Annotated in this window: 20 protein-coding genes; 17 read left to right on the plus strand and 3 right to left on the minus strand. The window is 44.5% G+C overall.

The features are described from left to right. The first annotated feature begins 68 nt into the window (after positions 1–68). From dnaJ to VM640_RS13845, 9 genes are all read left to right on the plus strand, one after another. Positions 69–1,205 (plus strand): molecular chaperone DnaJ, encoded by a 1,137-nt coding sequence (gene dnaJ / locus VM640_RS13805; RefSeq protein ID WP_325393193.1) that lies wholly within the window; start codon positions 69–71, stop codon positions 1,203–1,205. A 119-nt stretch (positions 1,206–1,324) separates the two neighbouring features. Further along, on the plus strand, positions 1,325–2,251 hold the full coding sequence (prmA, locus tag VM640_RS13810) for a 50S ribosomal protein L11 methyltransferase (RefSeq protein WP_325393195.1): 927 nt from the start codon (positions 1,325–1,327) through the stop codon (positions 2,249–2,251). A 1-nt stretch (position 2,252) separates the two neighbouring features. Further along, positions 2,253–2,990, plus strand: coding sequence for a 16S rRNA (uracil(1498)-N(3))-methyltransferase (locus VM640_RS13815; RefSeq protein ID WP_325393197.1), 738 nt, complete (start codon positions 2,253–2,255; stop codon positions 2,988–2,990). Positions 2,991–3,782: 792 nt separating this feature from the next. Continuing rightward, positions 3,783–5,114, plus strand: a complete 1,332-nt coding sequence (gene mtaB, locus VM640_RS13820; RefSeq protein WP_325393199.1) for a tRNA (N(6)-L-threonylcarbamoyladenosine(37)-C(2))-methylthiotransferase MtaB — start codon at positions 3,783–3,785, stop codon at positions 5,112–5,114. Positions 5,115–5,230: 116 nt separating this feature from the next. Continuing rightward, positions 5,231–5,575 carry a histidine triad nucleotide-binding protein gene (locus VM640_RS13825; RefSeq protein WP_325393201.1) on the plus strand — a complete coding sequence of 115 codons (345 nt, stop codon included), beginning with the start codon at positions 5,231–5,233 and terminating at the stop codon, positions 5,573–5,575. Positions 5,576–5,650: 75 nt separating this feature from the next. Further along, positions 5,651–5,827, plus strand: coding sequence for a 30S ribosomal protein S21 (gene rpsU / locus VM640_RS13830; protein ID WP_006715885.1), 177 nt, complete (start codon positions 5,651–5,653; stop codon positions 5,825–5,827). 14 nt (positions 5,828–5,841) lie between these two features. After that, positions 5,842–6,294 (plus strand): GatB/YqeY domain-containing protein, encoded by a 453-nt coding sequence (locus VM640_RS13835; protein ID WP_325393205.1) that lies wholly within the window; start codon positions 5,842–5,844, stop codon positions 6,292–6,294. Between the two features lie 135 nt (positions 6,295–6,429). Then, entirely contained in the window at positions 6,430–6,885 is a 456-nt protein-coding gene (locus tag VM640_RS13840) for a YbaK/EbsC family protein (RefSeq protein ID WP_325393207.1), read from the plus strand. Positions 6,886–6,997: 112 nt separating this feature from the next. Further along, positions 6,998–7,633 (plus strand): SGNH/GDSL hydrolase family protein, encoded by a 636-nt coding sequence (locus VM640_RS13845; protein ID WP_325393209.1) that lies wholly within the window; start codon positions 6,998–7,000, stop codon positions 7,631–7,633. 162 nt (positions 7,634–7,795) lie between these two features. On the opposite strand, the gene VM640_RS13850 is transcribed toward VM640_RS13845, so the two are convergent. Next, positions 7,796–7,981 carry a hypothetical protein gene (locus tag VM640_RS13850; protein WP_325393211.1) on the minus strand — a complete coding sequence of 62 codons (186 nt, stop codon included), beginning with the start codon at positions 7,979–7,981 and terminating at the stop codon, positions 7,796–7,798. Positions 7,982–8,245: 264 nt separating this feature from the next. Here VM640_RS13850 and VM640_RS13855 point away from each other — a divergent pair, with 264 nt between their 5' ends. After that, complete coding sequence (locus tag VM640_RS13855; RefSeq protein WP_325393213.1) at positions 8,246–9,061, plus strand: FTR1 family iron permease; 816 nt, start codon at positions 8,246–8,248, stop codon at positions 9,059–9,061. 830 nt (positions 9,062–9,891) lie between these two features. Here the strand turns inward: VM640_RS13855 and VM640_RS13860 are convergent. Further along, a complete protein-coding gene (locus VM640_RS13860) occupies positions 9,892–10,227 on the minus strand; it encodes a hypothetical protein (RefSeq protein WP_325393215.1) in 336 nt (111 codons plus the stop codon). Positions 10,228–10,315: 88 nt separating this feature from the next. Then, a complete protein-coding gene (locus VM640_RS13865; protein ID WP_325393217.1) occupies positions 10,316–11,125 on the minus strand; it encodes a hypothetical protein in 810 nt (269 codons plus the stop codon). 384 nt (positions 11,126–11,509) lie between these two features. Between VM640_RS13865 and VM640_RS13870 the strand changes: the two genes are divergently transcribed. From VM640_RS13870 to VM640_RS13900, 7 genes are all read left to right on the plus strand, one after another. Continuing rightward, positions 11,510–11,791, plus strand: coding sequence for a YabP/YqfC family sporulation protein (locus VM640_RS13870; protein ID WP_325393219.1), 282 nt, complete (start codon positions 11,510–11,512; stop codon positions 11,789–11,791). Then, complete coding sequence (gene yqfD / locus VM640_RS13875; protein WP_325393221.1) at positions 11,791–13,005, plus strand: sporulation protein YqfD; 1,215 nt, start codon at positions 11,791–11,793, stop codon at positions 13,003–13,005. Before VM640_RS13870 ends, yqfD begins: the two co-directional genes overlap by 1 nt. A 13-nt stretch (positions 13,006–13,018) precedes the next feature. After that, complete coding sequence (locus VM640_RS13880) at positions 13,019–13,996, plus strand: PhoH family protein (protein ID WP_325393223.1); 978 nt, start codon at positions 13,019–13,021, stop codon at positions 13,994–13,996. Positions 13,997–14,023: 27 nt separating this feature from the next. Then, positions 14,024–16,279 (plus strand): HD family phosphohydrolase, encoded by a 2,256-nt coding sequence (locus VM640_RS13885; protein WP_414647999.1) that lies wholly within the window; start codon positions 14,024–14,026, stop codon positions 16,277–16,279. Positions 16,280–16,353: 74 nt separating this feature from the next. Further along, positions 16,354–16,830 (plus strand): rRNA maturation RNase YbeY, encoded by a 477-nt coding sequence (ybeY, locus tag VM640_RS13890; protein WP_325393227.1) that lies wholly within the window; start codon positions 16,354–16,356, stop codon positions 16,828–16,830. A 13-nt stretch (positions 16,831–16,843) separates the two neighbouring features. Next, positions 16,844–17,233: a diacylglycerol kinase family protein gene (locus VM640_RS13895; protein ID WP_325393229.1), complete on the plus strand. Its 390-nt coding sequence runs from the start codon at positions 16,844–16,846 to the stop codon at positions 17,231–17,233. Positions 17,234–17,319: 86 nt separating this feature from the next. Continuing rightward, the gene (locus tag VM640_RS13900) at positions 17,320–17,736 is read left to right on the plus strand and encodes a cytidine deaminase (protein ID WP_325393231.1); all 417 of its coding nucleotides are present in this window, start codon (positions 17,320–17,322) and stop codon (positions 17,734–17,736) included. Positions 17,737–17,794 lie beyond the last annotated feature (58 nt).

Raw genomic sequence — 17,794 nt, forward strand, 5'->3', positions numbered from 1 at the left:
AGGGGACAAGTTTCCCTTGTGCCCCTAAATCATGTTCGGATGGTTAAGCAGGAGTGATGGAGGAAAAAATGAAACACGATTATTATGAGGTGCTGGGGGTTCAAAAGACCGCGAGCGAGCAAGAGATTAAACAGGCATACCGGAAATTAGCCCGCAAGAACCATCCGGATGTTAACCAAGGGGATAAGGAAGCCGAAGAGAGATTCAAAGAGGCGACCGAAGCCTATGATGTCTTAAGTGATTCAGATAAACGTGCGCGTTATGACCAGTTTGGACATGCAGGCACAGATCCGAATGCTGGGGGATTCGGCGGAGGATTCGGCGGTGGTGGAGACTTCGGTGGTTTCGGTGACATCTTTGATATGTTTTTTGGCGGCAATGGAGGCGGACAGCGGCGTAATGGACCAGCCCGCGGAGCAGATTTGCGTTATGATTTGACGATCGGTTTCGAAGAATCGGCGTTTGGGGCGGAGAAAGAAATCCAGGTTCCGCGAAATGAAACTTGTACAGAATGTCATGGCTCGGGAGCTGAGCCAGGGACACATCCGACTCAGTGTACTGAGTGCCATGGAACAGGCCAAGTTAAAGTCAATCAAAGAACTCCGTTTGGCGTGGTTCAGACGGCACGGACGTGCCCATCCTGTCGTGGAGAGGGGCAGACGATTGCTTCCCCTTGCAAGGTGTGTAATGGTCAGGGCGTCGTACGCAAGGTGAAATCGGTTAAAGTCAATGTTCCAGCCGGCTCTGAAGAAGGGCTAAATCTACGCTTTAGTGGCAGTGGCGAAGCGGGTCAAAAAGGTGGACCGGCGGGAGATCTCTATGTTGTTTTGCATGTAAAGGCGCATAAATTCTTTGAGCGGGATGGAAATGATGTTTATTGTGAGATTCCCATTACCTTTGTACAGGCAGCTTTGGGTGCCGAGATTGATGTACCTACCCTTGATGGCAGCGTTAAAATGAAAGTGCCTGAAGGCACTCAGACGGCTACTGTTTTCCGTTTACGCGGGCATGGAATTCCCTATCGTCGAGGGGGTGGTCGCGGAGATCAGCATGTTCGGGTCGTTGTTGCGACTCCTACCAAGCTTACCGATAAACAAAAGGAACTTTTACAGGAGTTCGGGGATAATACGAGTGAACAACAGCAGATGGGTAAAAAGTCGTTTTTCGATAAGGTTAAGGAGAATATTCGGGATGCAATGGGGTGAGTGATTACGGCAGATACCCGTTCACCACGTTGCATAGCTACTCACTATGAAGGTTTACTAACTATTCTGCCGTAATCATAGATATAAGAATAATTATGTATGAAGGGGTCATGTGATTAATGAATTGGCGTGAAGTTGCGGTAACGGTTTCATCTGAGGGAGAGGAGGCTGTTGCCGATCTTTTTTACCAAATCGGCTGTCCAGGAGTCAGTGTTGAGGATCCTGAACTTTTACGCAATTACATCGAATCCGGAATATGGGATTATCATAGTTTTGGCGAGGTTGATCTGACGGGAACTTCGATTATTAAAGGATATCTTTGCGAAGATGACTATCTCTCACGGCGGATGACTCAACTGGATGAAAGTCTCCGTGAACTCGTAAAGCAGTTTCCCGAATGGGTTATCCAAGTGAAGGGGATAACAGTTAAAGAAGAGGATTGGGCTACAGCTTGGAAGGCCTATTTTAAACCGACACGCGTGGGCAATCATTTTCTGATCAAGCCCACCTGGGAGGATGTAAATCCCAGGAGTGAGGATGTGATTTTGGAACTAGATCCAGGAATGGCCTTTGGAACAGGAACCCACGCAACAACGGTCCTTTGTTTAGAAGAGTTAGAGGAGATCGTAAAACCGGGCATGAGAGTCTTTGACTTGGGAACAGGGTCTGGAATTTTAGCTATTGCCGCCGCGAAGCTCGGGGCGGAGGTTGAAGCGGTTGATTTAGATCCAGTCGCGATTAGAGTCACCCAGGAAAATATCGACTTGAATCACGTTTCTGCGCGGATCTCAGCTAAACTTGGGGATTTGGGATCAGTTCTTCAGGGACAAGCTGATTTGGTAGTGGCGAATATAATTGCTGATGTCATTTTGATGCTCTTACCCGATCTTAAGCGCATTCTAAAAGCCAATGGAGAATTTCTAGCTTCCGGAATCATTGAAAATCGTGCTGAAGATGTAGAAATCGGGATGCGTGAGGCAGGACTCGAAGTCATCGAGAAGAAGGAAAATTCGGGGTGGGTACTCTTACGCGCGAGGTGGAAATAGAGTGCATCGCTTTAAGATTACAGAACTCGGAGAAAACGCGTTTTGGCTGCGGGGGGACGAGAGGGAGCATTTGGTCAGGGTCCTCCGTTTGGTTCCAGGCGATGATATCGTAGGATTTGATAACACGGGAGCAGAGTATTATGCGACGATCCTCAAGATTGAGGATAAGAGTGTGACATGTCGAATCTTAGAGACGTCACATCCTGAGGTTGAGGCCAAAACTAAGGTTTATCTCGTAGCAGGACTCTCCAAAGGGGAGAAAATGGAATGGGTGATCCAAAAAGGAACGGAACTTGGAATGTCAGGTTTAGTTCCTTTACGAGTAAAACGGGCAGTTATGCGGCTGGAAGGGAATAAAGCGGTCGACAGGGTGGAACGTTGGCAAAAAATTGCGAGTGAGGCAGCAAAACAATCTCATCGCGTTCAGGAACCTAAAATTTTTGCTGTTGCGGATTGGGTTGAGCTTCAGAAGGTTCTACCCGCGAACACGCAATGGCTAATCCCTTATGAGGAAGAGAAGACGGAACGATTGTTTACTGTACTTAATAGCCTTGCACCTCTACTTCCGATTGCCCTTATTATTGGTCCTGAAGGGGGTTTTGAGCCCTCAGAAGTTACTTGGGCACAAGAACACTTGGGGGCAAAGAGCGTTTCCTTGGGGCCACGGATTTTGCGTGCTGAGACAGCGGCGTTGGCTGCAACGGCTATGGTGTTAGCCCATTATGGGGATTTAGGATAAACCCCTTGCGTAACATTGGAGCATGAGAAAGAAAGCTCGGGTCGTGTAGCTTTTCACGCATCCGTTCACTTTGCATCTCCGGGGCTCGCTCACTCGCTTCCGAGGGAGCTTTGCCAAACCCTTTTGCTTACTGCATGTGAACCACTGGCGCCGCTCACCCTCGAAAGCTTTGTTCGCCTTTTCCCCTTCGAGGATAAGTCAACTAAGGTTTGCGTTTCGTTTCTCAACTCAAACCAAGTTTCCTATAACGCCCCTCCGAAGAAATCGTTCACTCCTGCACGTTGCAAAAGCTACGCTATAGGGTCTCTTAAGATTTTTTACAGTATGAAAGTAACAGAGATAGGCGAAACGCTTTACTGAGCGAAGACTTAAAGCACTGGGGCGTATCGCAAATCCCCGTCCGTCTTCTTATGACCCAAAAGAGCCTTTTGTTAGGAATGAAGACTTTAAGTGAGACGCTCACCAAACTTGACTTAAACTCGGAAAAGAAGCTTTAGCGGGGAGGCGCATAGGACGTGCGCCGCCAACAGAGGGCAGCGATGGCACAGGACGTGCCGAGTGCGCCATGGATGGCAAAGCATCTCTGCGAGCCGATTTTTGGCGGGTACCCCTCCCTAAACTCGAGTTTAAGTCCTAGTTTGGTCGGCGTACGCCTCGCCTGAATGGATAACAAATGGCCTCTTTCAGAATAGCCCCGGCGCCGTGATGAGCGGGCAAAGCGTTTCGCCGATACCCTAGGTATCAATTGATCTTGAAAATGAAATTTAACCTTGAATTAAGGGGGTAACGAATATGCCTTTGAATACCAGCAAGGAATCGCTGAAAGTAACTACCCCCAGTGTGTGTTTCCTAACTCTTGGTTGTAAGGTCAATCAGACTGAGAGTGAAGAATTAGCCCAGTTATTCCATAATGACGGATATAACGTCGTGGATTCTTCTGACGAAGCGGATGTAGTTGTCGTCAATACGTGTACAGTAACGAATACGGGTGATGCTAAATCCCGTCAGGGGATTCGTCGCATGATCAAGGCTCACCCGGATGCATTTGTCGTTGTTATGGGATGCTATGCTCAAACCGCTCCAGGCGAAGTCCTGAATATCGAAGGAGTCGATCTTGTGCTTGGGACCCAGGATCGGGGAAAAATCCTTGAGCTTATTGAGCAAGTTCGCAAGGAACAAAAGCCGCAAAGCAATGTACATACGATTTGGGATGCTGTGAAATTTGAAGAGCTCCCCTTGATGGAGGGTGAAAGTCGGACACGGGCAACCTTAAAAATCCAAGAGGGATGTAATAAGTTTTGTACATATTGTATTATTCCTTACGCCCGTGGACCAGTCCGCAGTAGAATTCCTGAGAATGCTGTCGCCGAAGCAAAGAAACTTGTTGCGGCAGGGTACAAGGAAATCGTTTTAACTGGGATTCACACAGGCTCTTATGGCGAGGATCTTGGCGAAGATTGGAATCTCGCGCGTTTGGTTAAGGAATTAGCAAACATTCCAGGGTTATATCGATTGCGGCTGAGCTCAATCGAACCCATGGAGTTTACTCCTGAATTGATTGAGGTCATTCTTTCTTCACCTGCCGTCTGTACCCATCTGCATATTCCTCTGCAAAGTGGGAGTGACGCTATTTTAGTGCGCATGAAAAGGCCTTATACTCTTCGCGAATTTAAGAAACTTATCGATGAGCTCAATCAGAGACTTCCGGGAATTGCGATCACCACGGATGTTATCGTCGGTTTCCCCGGAGAGACGGAGCAAGACTTCCAAGATTCACTTGAATTCGTTCGCTCCTGTCATTTTGCTGGAGCTCACGTTTTTCCGTATTCGAAACGGGAAGGTACTCCTGCAGCCAAGTACCCAGATCAAATTATCAAAAAGGTTAAAGAGCAACGGGTTAAGGATTTGATGGAGGTCGCTCGGCAAAGCCATGAAGATTATGTTGAGAAATGTATAGGGCAGAAGGAAGAGGTTCTGATTGAGCGTGTGAATGAGGATGGAACAGCGACTGGGCACACGCGAAATTATATCCAGGTTAAACTCCCGGCACGTAAGGATGGGAGAGCATGGGAAAACGGAGAACTCGTCGAATTTATCTTTGAAGCGAAGCATATCTGGAAATAGTATGCTATAATCGTTTGAGTTGGACAAATCTCCCAGAGTAACTGGAAATGATTACTACAATAGTCGGGTGACTGACCGAAGGAAATGAAACATATAAAGATAAGGGAGGCTTTTTCATGTCAGATTGCATCTTTTGTAAAATTTTAAATAAAGAAATACCCAGTGAAGTTGTCTTCGAAGATGATCAAGTACTTGTCATTAAAGACATCAATCCTTTGGCACCTGTACATCTGCTCATGATCACGAAAAAACATATCGCAAGTCTGAATGAAGTATTACCTGAGGATGAAGCTTTGCTAGGGCATATCCTGATGTTGGCTCAAAAATTAGCGCAAGAATTTGGGGTTGCGGAATCTGGATACCGTGTTGTTACCAATATTGGTAAAGAGGGTGGGCAGGCAGTTCCACATTTGCATTTCCATGTTCTTGGGGGTAAACCTTTGGGCGTTAACATTGGGTAACTTGACGCGTCCAGCTTCATCCATTATAATCTAAGAGTATATCTGTGATGATCCAGTGGAGGGAGGGATAAGATAATGAGTGAAATTAAAGTTGGAAAAAACGAATCCCTAGATAGCGCACTCCGCCGGTTCAAGCGTACGTGTCAGAAGGCAGGCGTTATTTCGGAAGCCCGTAAACATGAGCATTATGAAAAGCCCAGCGTGAAGCGGAAGAAAAAGTCTGAAGCTGCTCGTAAACGCAAGTTCAAGTAAGGAGATGCTCGAAATTGTCCCTTAAGGATCGCCTCGTTGAGGATATGAAGGTTGCCATGAAGGCAAAAGAGGAGGGGAAGGTCAGACTTTCCGTCATCCGTTTGGCTCGGGCCGCCATTAAGTATGGTGAGATAGACAAAAAAACTGAATTCAATGATCAACAAGTAATTGAAGTTCTTGCGCACGAAGTAAAGATGCGTCGAGATTCTATTGTAGAGTTTGCTAAGGTGAATCGCCCGGATACTGTGAAGGCATTGGAAGAGGAAATCTCCATTCTTATGGAGTACCTTCCTCAACAGCTTTCCGAAGGGGAAATTCGTCAGCTTGCCCAGGAAACGATTACTGAGGTAGGGGCTCAGGGCCCCAAAGACCTTGGTAAAGTGATGGGGAAGATTACTCAAAAGACAAAAGGACGCGCTGATGGAAAACTCGTTAACGAAATTGTGCGTGAACTTCTCGGAGTTTAAGTCTTTTGGGGTTATCTAAACTGAAAACCGATTAAAAGCCTGGCTGCTGTAAAGTAGTCAGGCTTTTAATCATCCAAAGCGAGACAGGGGGACGGTTCTTCTGTCTTAGCTTATTGAAAAACGAGGAGGAAGGTCATGTCAGTACAAACGGTGAGGAATTTTTTTGCCACCAAACATAAAGAGATCCCGATTCTTACCTTTGAAGATACAAGCACAGTTGCAAAAGCAGCTGAATCCATTGGGGTGACACCTGGAGAGATCGCCAAGTCACTTCTTTTGCAAGTTAAAGATGATTTTATCATGGTTCTTATGTCAGGGGATAAACGACTCGATAATCGCAAGTTCAAAGACAGGTTTAAGGCGAAGCCAAAGATGCCGGAAGTAGAACAGGTTTTAAAAATTACAGGTCATCCTGTGGGTGGAGTATGCCCGTTTGGTTTAAAAGAGGAGATTCCGGTTTACCTGGATCAGTCCTTGCGGGCCTATGCTAAGGTCTATCCTGCTGCAGGGGCACCAAATGCAGCGGTGGGACTTAAAGTCGAGGAGTTAGAAGCACTTGTAGCTACAGATTGGGTTGATGTAGCCCAGTAAGCAGGTAAGAAAAATATATGTTTTGTAGACAAAGGAAACGCTTTTCATACATAGATTGAGTACAGTCAGAAGATGAATTGAATATTCTAGGATAAGGAAGCTTAGGGGGGAAGTGGCAAGTAAAATGAATGAGTTATACCTCGCCTTGGGCGATTCGCTAACTACGGGTTACGGTGTTGGAGCGAACCAATCCTTTGCCGCTTTATTTTACAGGAGCTTACTGTCGAGCTTTCCAGGGTTAAAGTATGAGAATCTCGGGGTTAACGGCTTAACGAGTGGTGGACTTATAACCCTAATGAGTCAAAAAGGCGTCTGCTCCTTAATTGCCCAGTCTAAAGTGATCAGCGTGACGATAGGATCTAATGATTTGCTGGCTACTGGCAAAGAACTACTTTCAGGCGCTGGGGCTAATATCGACCTAACATTAGGGAATTTAAATCATAATATCATGTTAATCGGTGGGCATATTCGGGCTATCAATCCCTTTGTTTTAGTCATGATATCAACCCTTTATAGCCCTTTACCCCCGATGAACAAACAGTCTAGGGCTCTAACTCAAGAACTGCTTAAAACGGCTAATCATAGTATTATACGAATGGCCAGGGAAAATAGATTTAGAGTTATACCCGTGGCTAAAGCCTTTAATGGGCAAGAACAGTTACTCCTTGGACCGGATCATCTGCATCCTAATGTAATGGGGCACAGAGCTATGGCTGACCTTTACATTAAATCAATCCAATTGCCTTGAACGCCAATCAAGCACAAAAGTAAACACAAGTTCTATCAGCATGGAATTTTGAAACGATACTTTACTCACCATGAGCCAGCCGGGAAAAATGAATTGTAAATGATTAAACGTTAAATAATAAATAGAGTAATTAAAAGAGCGGGAACTAACCCGCTCTTTTGATTACCTTGCTCTTCTGAAGGATACGCGAGGTGCGAATTGAAGACGGTTCATGAGGTCTTCAGGAGAATTGATTCCTTTCTTGGCCAGGAAACGCTGCATACCCATCGGAACGGGTCGGGTGGTTTGATTAAGGAATTCTGGGTTTTCTCCGCTTGGATTGATTAACTGATTTCTGCGCAAAAACATGTCTTGAATGCCTCCTTCCTCTACTAATATATGGAAATAAACTCACATTTGTTTTATCATGAGCCTCATTAAAAAACAATTCCGATGAAAAACATAAGATATCCTTGACAGGTTCTGCTTTATTCGTATACACTATGATAGTGATAATCACTATCAACCACAGAGAGGAAAAACATAAAACAGACTCTAACCGCGGTGGAGGACCATTATCTTGTAGACTGGCGACGCAAAAAAACAACAAAAGGTAGAGGAGAAGTGAGATCAATGTTCAGTACTTTCATTATTACCCTGCGTGAAGGGGTAGAAATCTCGATCATTTTGGCAGTGATTTTGGCCTATCTCAAACAACTGGGGGCAACTCACACTGCCGGAAAAGTCTGGCTGGGTACAGCAGCGGCAGCTCTGGTTAGTCTTATTACAGGTGGAATTATCTTTTTTATCCTAGGACAAACCGAATTGGGAGATTTTCAGGAAATTTTGGAAGGAACTTTTATGCTCTTAGCGGTCGCCATCTTAACGTGGATGACCGTCTGGATGAAGCGTCAAAGTTCAGATTTGAGTGGTTCGTTAAAGGAAAAAGTGCAGAAGGCGTTAACTAACGGTTCTGTTTGGGCACTGGCTACCTTGGCGTTTGCAACAGTGATCAGAGAAGGGATCGAAACGGTTCTCTTTATTACTGGGACAGCTCAAACGTCTACTGTTGGTCAAGTCTTGGGTGGAACGGTACTCGGATTTGGGAGTGCCGCGATTATCGGTTATGTACTCTACCGAGGAACCCATCGTCTACCCCTTAAGTCGTTTTTCAATGTGATGAGTTTGTTGTTAATCGTTATGGCTGCAGGTCTTGCTTCAAATGGGATACATGCCTTTCAAGAAGTGGCCTGGATCCCGGAAGGCTTCAAGGTCTGGAATACCCAAATGATTCTTAGCCAAGATTCCTCGGCAGGCAGCTTACTCAAGGCAATCTTTGGATATAGAGATAATCCCAATATCGTGTTGGTTATAACCTATTGGGTATATCTGATTCCAGCGTTGATCGTTTACTTTAAGCCCGCTAAGTTAACGGGACGTCGGAATTAGGTTAAAATTTAAGCCTTTCAAAGGCCATCAGAAGGAATCATCGAGACTTCTGGTGGCCGTTTTCTTTCTTGGACGGTAGGTACGTAACTACCGAGGAATTCTCGGTAGTTAAAAAAGAGGGACTCGTTGAGCCAGAATGCATTTAGCCACTCTGGCTTTTTTATATAAAAAAATAGGCGCAAATTACTATTTTGGAAGGAATGCTCAGATAGCATGTTGAATATTAAAGAAGAACTTTCTAAAAATTTAAATAACTAAGTTGCTATAGATAACACTTCGTATGATTTAAGATAAAGAAAAGAATTTTTTTGTCGGATGGCCGATTATGTCTAAACTACGAACGAAGATAAGTAGGTTATTTCTCGAATTTATTTTGCAAAAAGGAGCCGACGCTCTTGCTTACCCCACTAAACCCTTAGCCCCGGTCTAGCCTAATAGCGCATTCAGAAAGATCTGGCCGTACTCAACGGGGCACGAGCCAAGCACATCAGCAAAATTGAAACCATCTACCAGGCACCATGGGTATATGTCCTGGCCCGGATCGACACAGCATCGGAAGTGATATTGGGTGAAGGGGGTCCGTGGGAAACTTTTGGTGTTTTCGATAGGTGGACAGTAGAGATGGTGATAAAAATGTCATCCATTAGAAAACTGGAGTAAACGGGAGCTAAGGAGAGTTTTACCAATTCACTTGAAACGGAATTTTCCCGTGATCTGGTGGACACCTAAATCACTCGTCAGCAGTTTATATGCCCGAAAACTTGTTGTAGATTATCGCTCAGCTTGTCATAGTGCTTTTTATGGGACGCAATCCTCTATAACAGACGTTATTATTTCGACTTGTGGTTAAATAAGAACAACAATGCGGATATAAGGTAAAGAATACAAGTTAACATAATCAAACTAAATACACCTGGTGTTAATCCTAAATAAAGGCTTATTGGTAGTGACCATATAAAGGGGATAAACATCAATCTATACCTTTTTATGATTAGGCAAATAAGCGCAAACAAAGCCGGGGCAAATAAAGTTGTGTAAACGATCATCATAGTACCAAACTGACTCTTTTCACTGCTGTAAGGATTAAAGTAAAGAAGAATAATTACCAGAATCATACTTCCGAAAGCAGCCAATAATCCAGTTATTTTAGCAATTAGCATTTTCATCTTAGAAAACTCCTTTTTGCTAAGTTTATAGAGAAGGAACTGCTCGTTACGAGCAGTTCCTTCAGAGAAGCTAGTAAGTCGAATCTAGCTAGTTGTACCAAATTTGGGCGGAAAGTAAGGAGGAAAACTCACCTGAATGACTATAAGTGGCATTAAAATCATATCCAGTTGATAATCCATAGATACTAATATTATGGTTAGCATATGTTACTAAGTTAGGTAATCCAAAGTCATAGTTGTAATGCTGTGAAGAAAGATCAGAGCCTACCATGGTGTAATTAGAAGTGTACCATGGGTCACCTTGAAAGCTAATCCAGTTTAAGTACCAATAGGTACCTCCCTGAGTCGGTTGCCCATCCCATGTGTTCAGTGAGCGACTGGAAAACCCTACAGTTCCATCTGACCAAACATTCCAATTGAGATATTGGGTTGTTCGAGCTAAAGACCAATAAGCAGGATCTATTGAGTTTATTGTAACTGCAGCCGAGCGTAGTTCGGTTGCTGACATGGGTTGGATTGTAGAAGCCGAGTCGCTTGTAGAAGTTGGGTTCTTTATAATGGGACCAACACTTAATAATTTTGTTTTGTATGTACCTTTTTTAGCATCTACCTCAATCTGAACTTTTTTTGGTACATCTCCGAATTCTACGTGTCCATCCACACTAACAGTTGTTTTATCAGATTCCTTAATTATTTCAACTTTCTTAAACGTTATCGAGTTATTGGGTTCAGAAACCAAGATCTGTTTGTTTTGTTCACCGATAGTTTTTTCAGCGGCAAATACATTCGTTGAGAATCCTAATAGTAAAACAAAAGAAAGGACTAAAATTGAAATCTTCTTAATATTTACCAACCCCTTCATTTTTAAATTGATGACCATTAATTTAATTATAATCAAAGAAACTTACAATAGATACTATTATTTTCCAACAAATATTGCTAATTTTCTTGTTACATTTTTGTTTTTTTAAAAATAAGTAATAAATTCTATAAAGCAAAACGGTAATATAGTCCAAAGCCTCTTTACTTAACAGTCTTTATAGGACGCAAGTTCTGAGCTCCAACTTAATAAATTGATCTGTTAAATCAGTGTACAGCGCAAATCACAATTTAATTGTTGCGTATTTTGCCGATCATCCTCTGTTGTTCAATTCGGATTGTCTGATAGGACAACAGCTGGGTAACGATGCTTGTTGAGTCAAGCTATCATTTTGTCCTCTAGGCTTGGACTATTTAGACTCCTTCCTTCATAAACATGGTTTAAGAAGGGAGGAGTCTTTCGATGTTTGATAAACTTTCTAAAAATGTAGGCGAAGCTTTAGATTTTCCGCCGGATGTCGCAGGCAACGGCCCAAAGATAACGATAACTGGACGTCAGGAGGTCCTGGTTGAAAATTATGTGGAGATCGTTGAGTTCTCAACAGAGGAAATCCGTTTAAGTACGCTCGAAGGGGAGCTCTGTTTCACAGGTCATAGTTTTGTTCTAAAAACAGTGCTAGCTGCGGAACTGCGGATTGAGGGGGAGCTTGATTCCCTAACTTTTCAGGGAGGAAGTGAATCCTAATGCTCGTAGATTTTGGACCATTTTGGCATGGACGGGTCATTTTTGCTGCGCGCGGGGATCAACTTGCTCGCTTTGTCAATGAAGGAATTCGGGAGGGCATCGTTTTTTATAAAACCCAAAAATCGGAGCGGGGTCTTAAAGCTCAAGTTAAAATTGCGGATTTCAAGAAATTACGCCGTGCTGCCCGCCTAACGCATACGCGAGTCCATATTCTCGCAAAATATGGTTGGCCCTTTATTGCCCTCCGCTGGTGGCGAAGAAAAACCTTGATTGCAGGTATTCTCTTGATCGGGATAACACTTGCTGTTTTGTCCCAAATGGTGTTGTCCATTGAAGTGAAGGGTAATAAAGTGATTCCGACGGAGCAGCTCCTTCAAAGTGCAGATAATCTAGGGTTGAAAACCTGGGTTTGGCAGAAAAATGTGGATACCCGTAAAATTGCTGAAGCTTTAGTTGAGGAATTTCCAGATGTGGCTTGGGTTGGGATAGATAATCAAGGAACTCAAATCAATATTAACGTCAAAGAAAAAATCCGCCCCATTGTCCAGACGGAGCGAGGAAATCTTGTCGCCAGTAAGACAGGAATCATTCAAGAGCTGATGGTCATTCAGGGAACTCCGCTGGTTCACGAAGGAGAAACGGTAAAAGCCGGCCAGGTTTTGATTGAGGCTCCAGTGAACCTTGATAATCCAAGCGCTCAGCCAAAACCTGGTGTCGTCTCGAAGCCTAACCCAACTTTGCCCCATGCGATTCCAGCGGCAAAAGGTTTTGCTCGGGCACGCGTTTGGTATAGTGCTGAAGGTAAGGTGCCCTTGACTGAAGATAAAATTGAAGAGAGTGGGCGGAGCGCAAAAGGATGGGGTATAAAAATCGGTAACCGAGTCATAATGGTAACAACACCAGAATCCCCTTTTCCGCAAGTGACGAAAGAAGTTAAGATTTACGCTTATACCTTCGGGAGGAATTGGCACCTGCCTGTCGAAATACTATCCATTGACTATAAGGAATTAGAGACGGTACATCTCGAACGTACAAAAGCCGAAGCCCAACAAATCGCCGAGAAGGAAGCTAAAGCAGAGCTCCAATCGAGGATTTCTCCAGGGGCTAGCATTATCGAGGAGACCGTGCGTGTCTTAGCCAGTAGTGGTGAGGTAGAGCGAGTTCGCGTCGAAACAGAAACGTATGAGGATTTAGCGGTGTATCCGAATCCGTAATGGAGGCGAAAGATTGACGAAGGAATCGAAGATCATTTTGAATGATACAGCTGAAGCGATGAATCTACTTGGATTAGAAGATGCCCATTTGCGACTGTTAGAAGAACGTTTAGGCGGACGGGGCATTGTCCGTGGGGGAGAAATGACCATTACGGGTGAGCCTGAAGAAGTCGAAAAAACGGAAAAAGCGGTCAAAGAACTTTTGGCGATGATTCGACAAGGACATCATTTAACACCTACTGATGTTTTATATATTATTTCCCAAGTCGAAGAAGGACAGGATTCAGGAATGGCAGACACGCTTGCCAAAGTTATCGCGACAACCCATCGAGGGCGTCCAATCAAAGCCAAAACCTTAGGCCAGGCGGAGTACTTAGAGTCAATTGATAAAAATACGCTTGTTTTTGGCATCGGTCCTGCGGGAACAGGCAAAACATATTTAGCTGTCGTCATGGCTGTACGCGCTCTCCGGTCGAAGGCGGTCAATCGGATCGTTCTCACCCGGCCAGCCGTCGAAGCAGGGGAAAAGTTAGGCTTTTTGCCTGGAGATCTTCAAGAGAAAATTGATCCCTATCTACGGCCGCTTTATGATGCCTTATATGATTTGTTAGGTCCGGAAACGGTTCAGCGGTACGTGGAAAAGGGGACGATCGAAATAGCACCTCTTGCCTATATGCGTGGACGAACCCTTGACGATTCGTTTATTATTCTGGACGAAGCACAAAATACGACACCCGAACAAATGAAGATGTTTTTAACCAGGCTTGGCTTCGCTTCTCAAGCGGTAGTGACTGGGGATGTCACGCAAGTTGATTTACCGCGTGGGCACTATTCAGGTTTAGTTGAAGTTCAAAAAATCTTAAAAGATATTTCTGATATCTCCTTTCACTATTTTACAGCGGCCGATGTTGTCCGCAATCCGCTCGTTCAGAAGATTATCCAGGCCTATGAAAAGATGGAAGAAAGCGAAGGTCGGCGGGATTTCCATTAGAATTCCGTTCGTGAAAGAAGGATGTATTTGAAGATTAGGGAACTATGGCCTCTGAATTCCATGACGAATTTCAAGAGAAACACCACTTGGCAGCCCATTATTGCCGTCGTGGTGTATTTTCTGCTATTTACCTTTCTACTATCCTCTGGACTTTTTATGTCCAGATTGCATATTGATTTAGGAGAGCCCAGTACCCAACTCATCAAGGCCCCTTGGACTAAAGATATTGAGGATATGGATAAATATCGTCAAGACCAAGATGCAGCAGCTCAAGCGGTCAAACCTATTTACAAACCGGATGAAGATTATATCGCCAATGTTGCGCGAGATTTAAGCAAGGCGTTTATGGCACTTCAGGAGGCTGTTAATTCTAAAGTGGAGGATCCTGCCAGGATCACGAAGCTTCGCCAAACAACTCCCTTTGCCGCTTTGCCGGATGGGATCTTGGCGAGTCTGATTAAAGCCTCTCCTCAACTCCTTGACGAGAAGGAGCAAACTGCCACCCAACTTATTATGGGTAATGCCCGGGGAAGCGATACAGGAGCACGTGAACCTGGTGAAGTAGTTACACTCCGCGACCGGATGAAACTAGATATTGATAATGCTCCGATGACGGATGATTTTAAAGTATTTTTACAAGCCTTTGTTGAATCGAAAATCACGCATCCGACGTTACTGGTGAATGAACAAGACACCGAAAAGTTACGCCAAACCGCTCGAGCTTCGGTGAAGCTTGAAGTTCATAGTTATAAAGCCGGCCAAAAGATCGTTGGACCCGGTGAGATTGTAGACGAAGGCGTTATGCGGGTGTTGGCTGCTTATGGGCTGGTGGAGAATCGTTCGCCTTGGCGTTCTGTCGCTGGAATAGCCCTTATTGTTTTAATCAGTATGCTATCCATGATCCTTTATGCACGCCAGTATCGACGACATATTCCTCAACTGCTGCCTAAGATGATTTTAGTCGGGCTAAGTATAACCCTTGTCTTGATTATTGGGAAAGCCATTATTGCTTTAAATCTAGGAGGACCCCAATTTAATTCCCTGGTCGGGATGCTCATTCCTGTTGCCTGGGCGACCATGACGATCGCTATTTTGGTCGATCCAGGGACCGCGCTCTTAAGTTCAATCATCTTAGCGGTCTTTGTCGGAATTTTAGCGGATCCAGTCGTGACTACTTCCTTTGGCTTACAGGTAGCACTCGTTGCTTTATTTAGTGGCGTTATTGGGGTGTATAGCGTCTCACGTTTGAGTCAGCGATCAGATTTGGCCCGTGCTGGTTTATTTATCGCCGCAGTCAATATCCTTACTGTAAGCGGAATTGCCCTGACCTCAGGTATGGGACTTTCAGCTTGGGCTGTGGGAATTTTACTCGGCGTTGTTAATGGTTTAGCCTCTTCTGTACTTACGGTTGGTACCTTACATTGGTTTGAAGCCGGTTTCCATATTACCTCGGCGATTCGTTTATTGGAATTATCTAATCCCAATCGGCCCCTTCTTAAACGTTTATTGGTGGAGGCCCCGGGAACTTATCACCACAGCATTCTTGTGGGGAATTTAGCGGAAGCAGCTGCTGAAATCGTCGAAGCGGATGCGATTCTAGTGCGGGTCGGGGCAATGTATCATGATATTGGTAAGCTCAAACGCCCGTATTTTTTCATCGAAAATCAATTTTCTCAAGATAATCCTCATGATAAAATTGCGCCTACGTTAAGTGCGCTCATCATTACCTCACATATTAAGGATGGGTTGGAAATGGCTCGGGAGCATAAGTTGCCGCAGTCCATCCAAGATATTATAGCCCAGCATCATGGAGATAGTTTAGTCAGCTTCTTTTATCATAAGGCGATTGAAGAAAATCTTGAGATTCCCGAAGAAACGTTTCGCTATGAAGGCCCTAGGCCTCAGACGAAAGAAGCTGCTCTGGTTATGCTTGCCGATAGTGTGGAGGCTGCAGTCCGGTCGATGAAGCAAGCTACCCCTGGACGGATTGAAGGGCTTGTTCGGAAGCTGATTAAGGATAAATTTAATGATGATCAACTCAATCAATGTAATTTAACCTTTAGAGATCTTGATAAGATCGCCACCGCGTTTGTCCGAGTTTTGAGCGGGATTTTTCACTCTCGTGTGGAATATCCAGAATTACCGCATAAAACAGAGGATGCGGTACCTGTACTTGCTAGTGAACAAGAAGGTGGTCTAGATAAGGGAGAAGAGAATCAAATTGAATTAGACCGAGGATATACCTTAGATGATACTGAAGATGAAACAAAACAGGATACTTAATGATGATTCTCAAATCTATAGATACGCCTAGAACGAAGGGAGGGAGGAGTTGCCCTAAGGGTAACTCCTAGAATTTGTTATTAGATATTAATTGGGAAGAACAGACGATTCCTGAAGCTGAGCGGGAACGGATTCAAGAATATTTTGAACGAGGAATCGCTGAAGCTCTTAAGGTTGCTGAAGGGTCTGAAGAAGCTGAGATAAGTCTCTCTCTGGTTGACGACAAAAGAATCCATGAACTGAATCGGGAATACCGTGGAGTTGACCGTCCGACAGATGTTCTTTCTTTTGCACTTCAAGAAGATGCGGAAGAGGAACCTGAGATCTTGGATTTTGAAGATGAGATCCTTGGGGACATCATTATCTCCGTTGAGAGAGCGAGAGTACAGGCTGAGGAATATGGGCATTCCTTTGAACGAGAACTTGTTTATCTGGCTGTGCACGGAACTTTGCATTTACTGGGGTATGATCATGAAGCAGAAGAAGATAAGGCAGAAATGCGCCACCAGGAAGAAACGGTGATGAACCGAATCGGTCTCTTGAGAGAGTAAAGGTGGGGAATTCATGGAGAAATATCCGAAGACTAATTCGTTCTGGCGGAGTCTCGGTCAGGCTTACCGGGGAATTAAATATTCCTGGAAAACTGAAAAACATTTCCAATTTCATATTTTTGCAGGAAGTCTTGTTCTAGCCATAGCCTGGTGGTGTCAACTCACGTGGGTGGAATGGGTGCTGATCATCCTGGCGATTGGTAGTGTGATCGCGGCTGAAGTGATGAACACGGCAGTTGAACTTGTTGTTGATTTAGTTCAACCGAATTTTCATCCTATAGCAGGAATGGCAAAGGATGTATCCGCAGGCGCTGTTTTAGTGACCGCCCTTCAGTCGGTGGTTATCGGTCTTTTCATTTTTGGACCGCCGTTATGGCGCTGGATTCTGCATTCGCTGAGGTAGAATTCAAATGTAGCTTTGGGGTCTTTAGTTTTTTTATTCAAGCACTAAATACTAGGAAAGCCACTGCTGAATCGGAGGTGTAATTTATGGATCAGTTTATTGGGATTACCCCCAAGGAACAAGAAGAACTTATTCGGCTTGCCCAGCAGGCTTACCCAAAAGCCTATGTTCCGTATTCACACTATCCAGTCGGGGCTGCAACGTTATGGGCTTCGGGGAAGATCTTTGCGGGATGTAACGTAGAGAATGCTAGCTTTGGGTTAACGGTGTGCGCGGAACGAAACTCAATTTTTCAGGCCATTGCTCAAGGGGAAACAAAGCTAAAGGCTGTTGCGGTGGCCGTTCCTACGGAAGCTTTCCCCTCTCCCTGTGGAGCGTGTCGACAGGTTCTCCGAGAATTTGCAGAGGATTGCCTGGTTATCCTGGTGAATGGGCAGGGAGAAACTCAGCTAACCCATCTCAAAACGTTGCTTCCAGATTCCTTTGGACCGGAGTATCTATAATAAAAGTTATCAAAAGAGGGATGATATCTAGATTATCGTTTTAAAATTTTGGATATCT

It is taken from the genome of Desulfitobacterium sp., from assembly GCF_035539115.1.
Classification (GTDB): Bacteria; Bacillota; Desulfitobacteriia; order Desulfitobacteriales; family Desulfitobacteriaceae; genus Desulfitobacterium_A.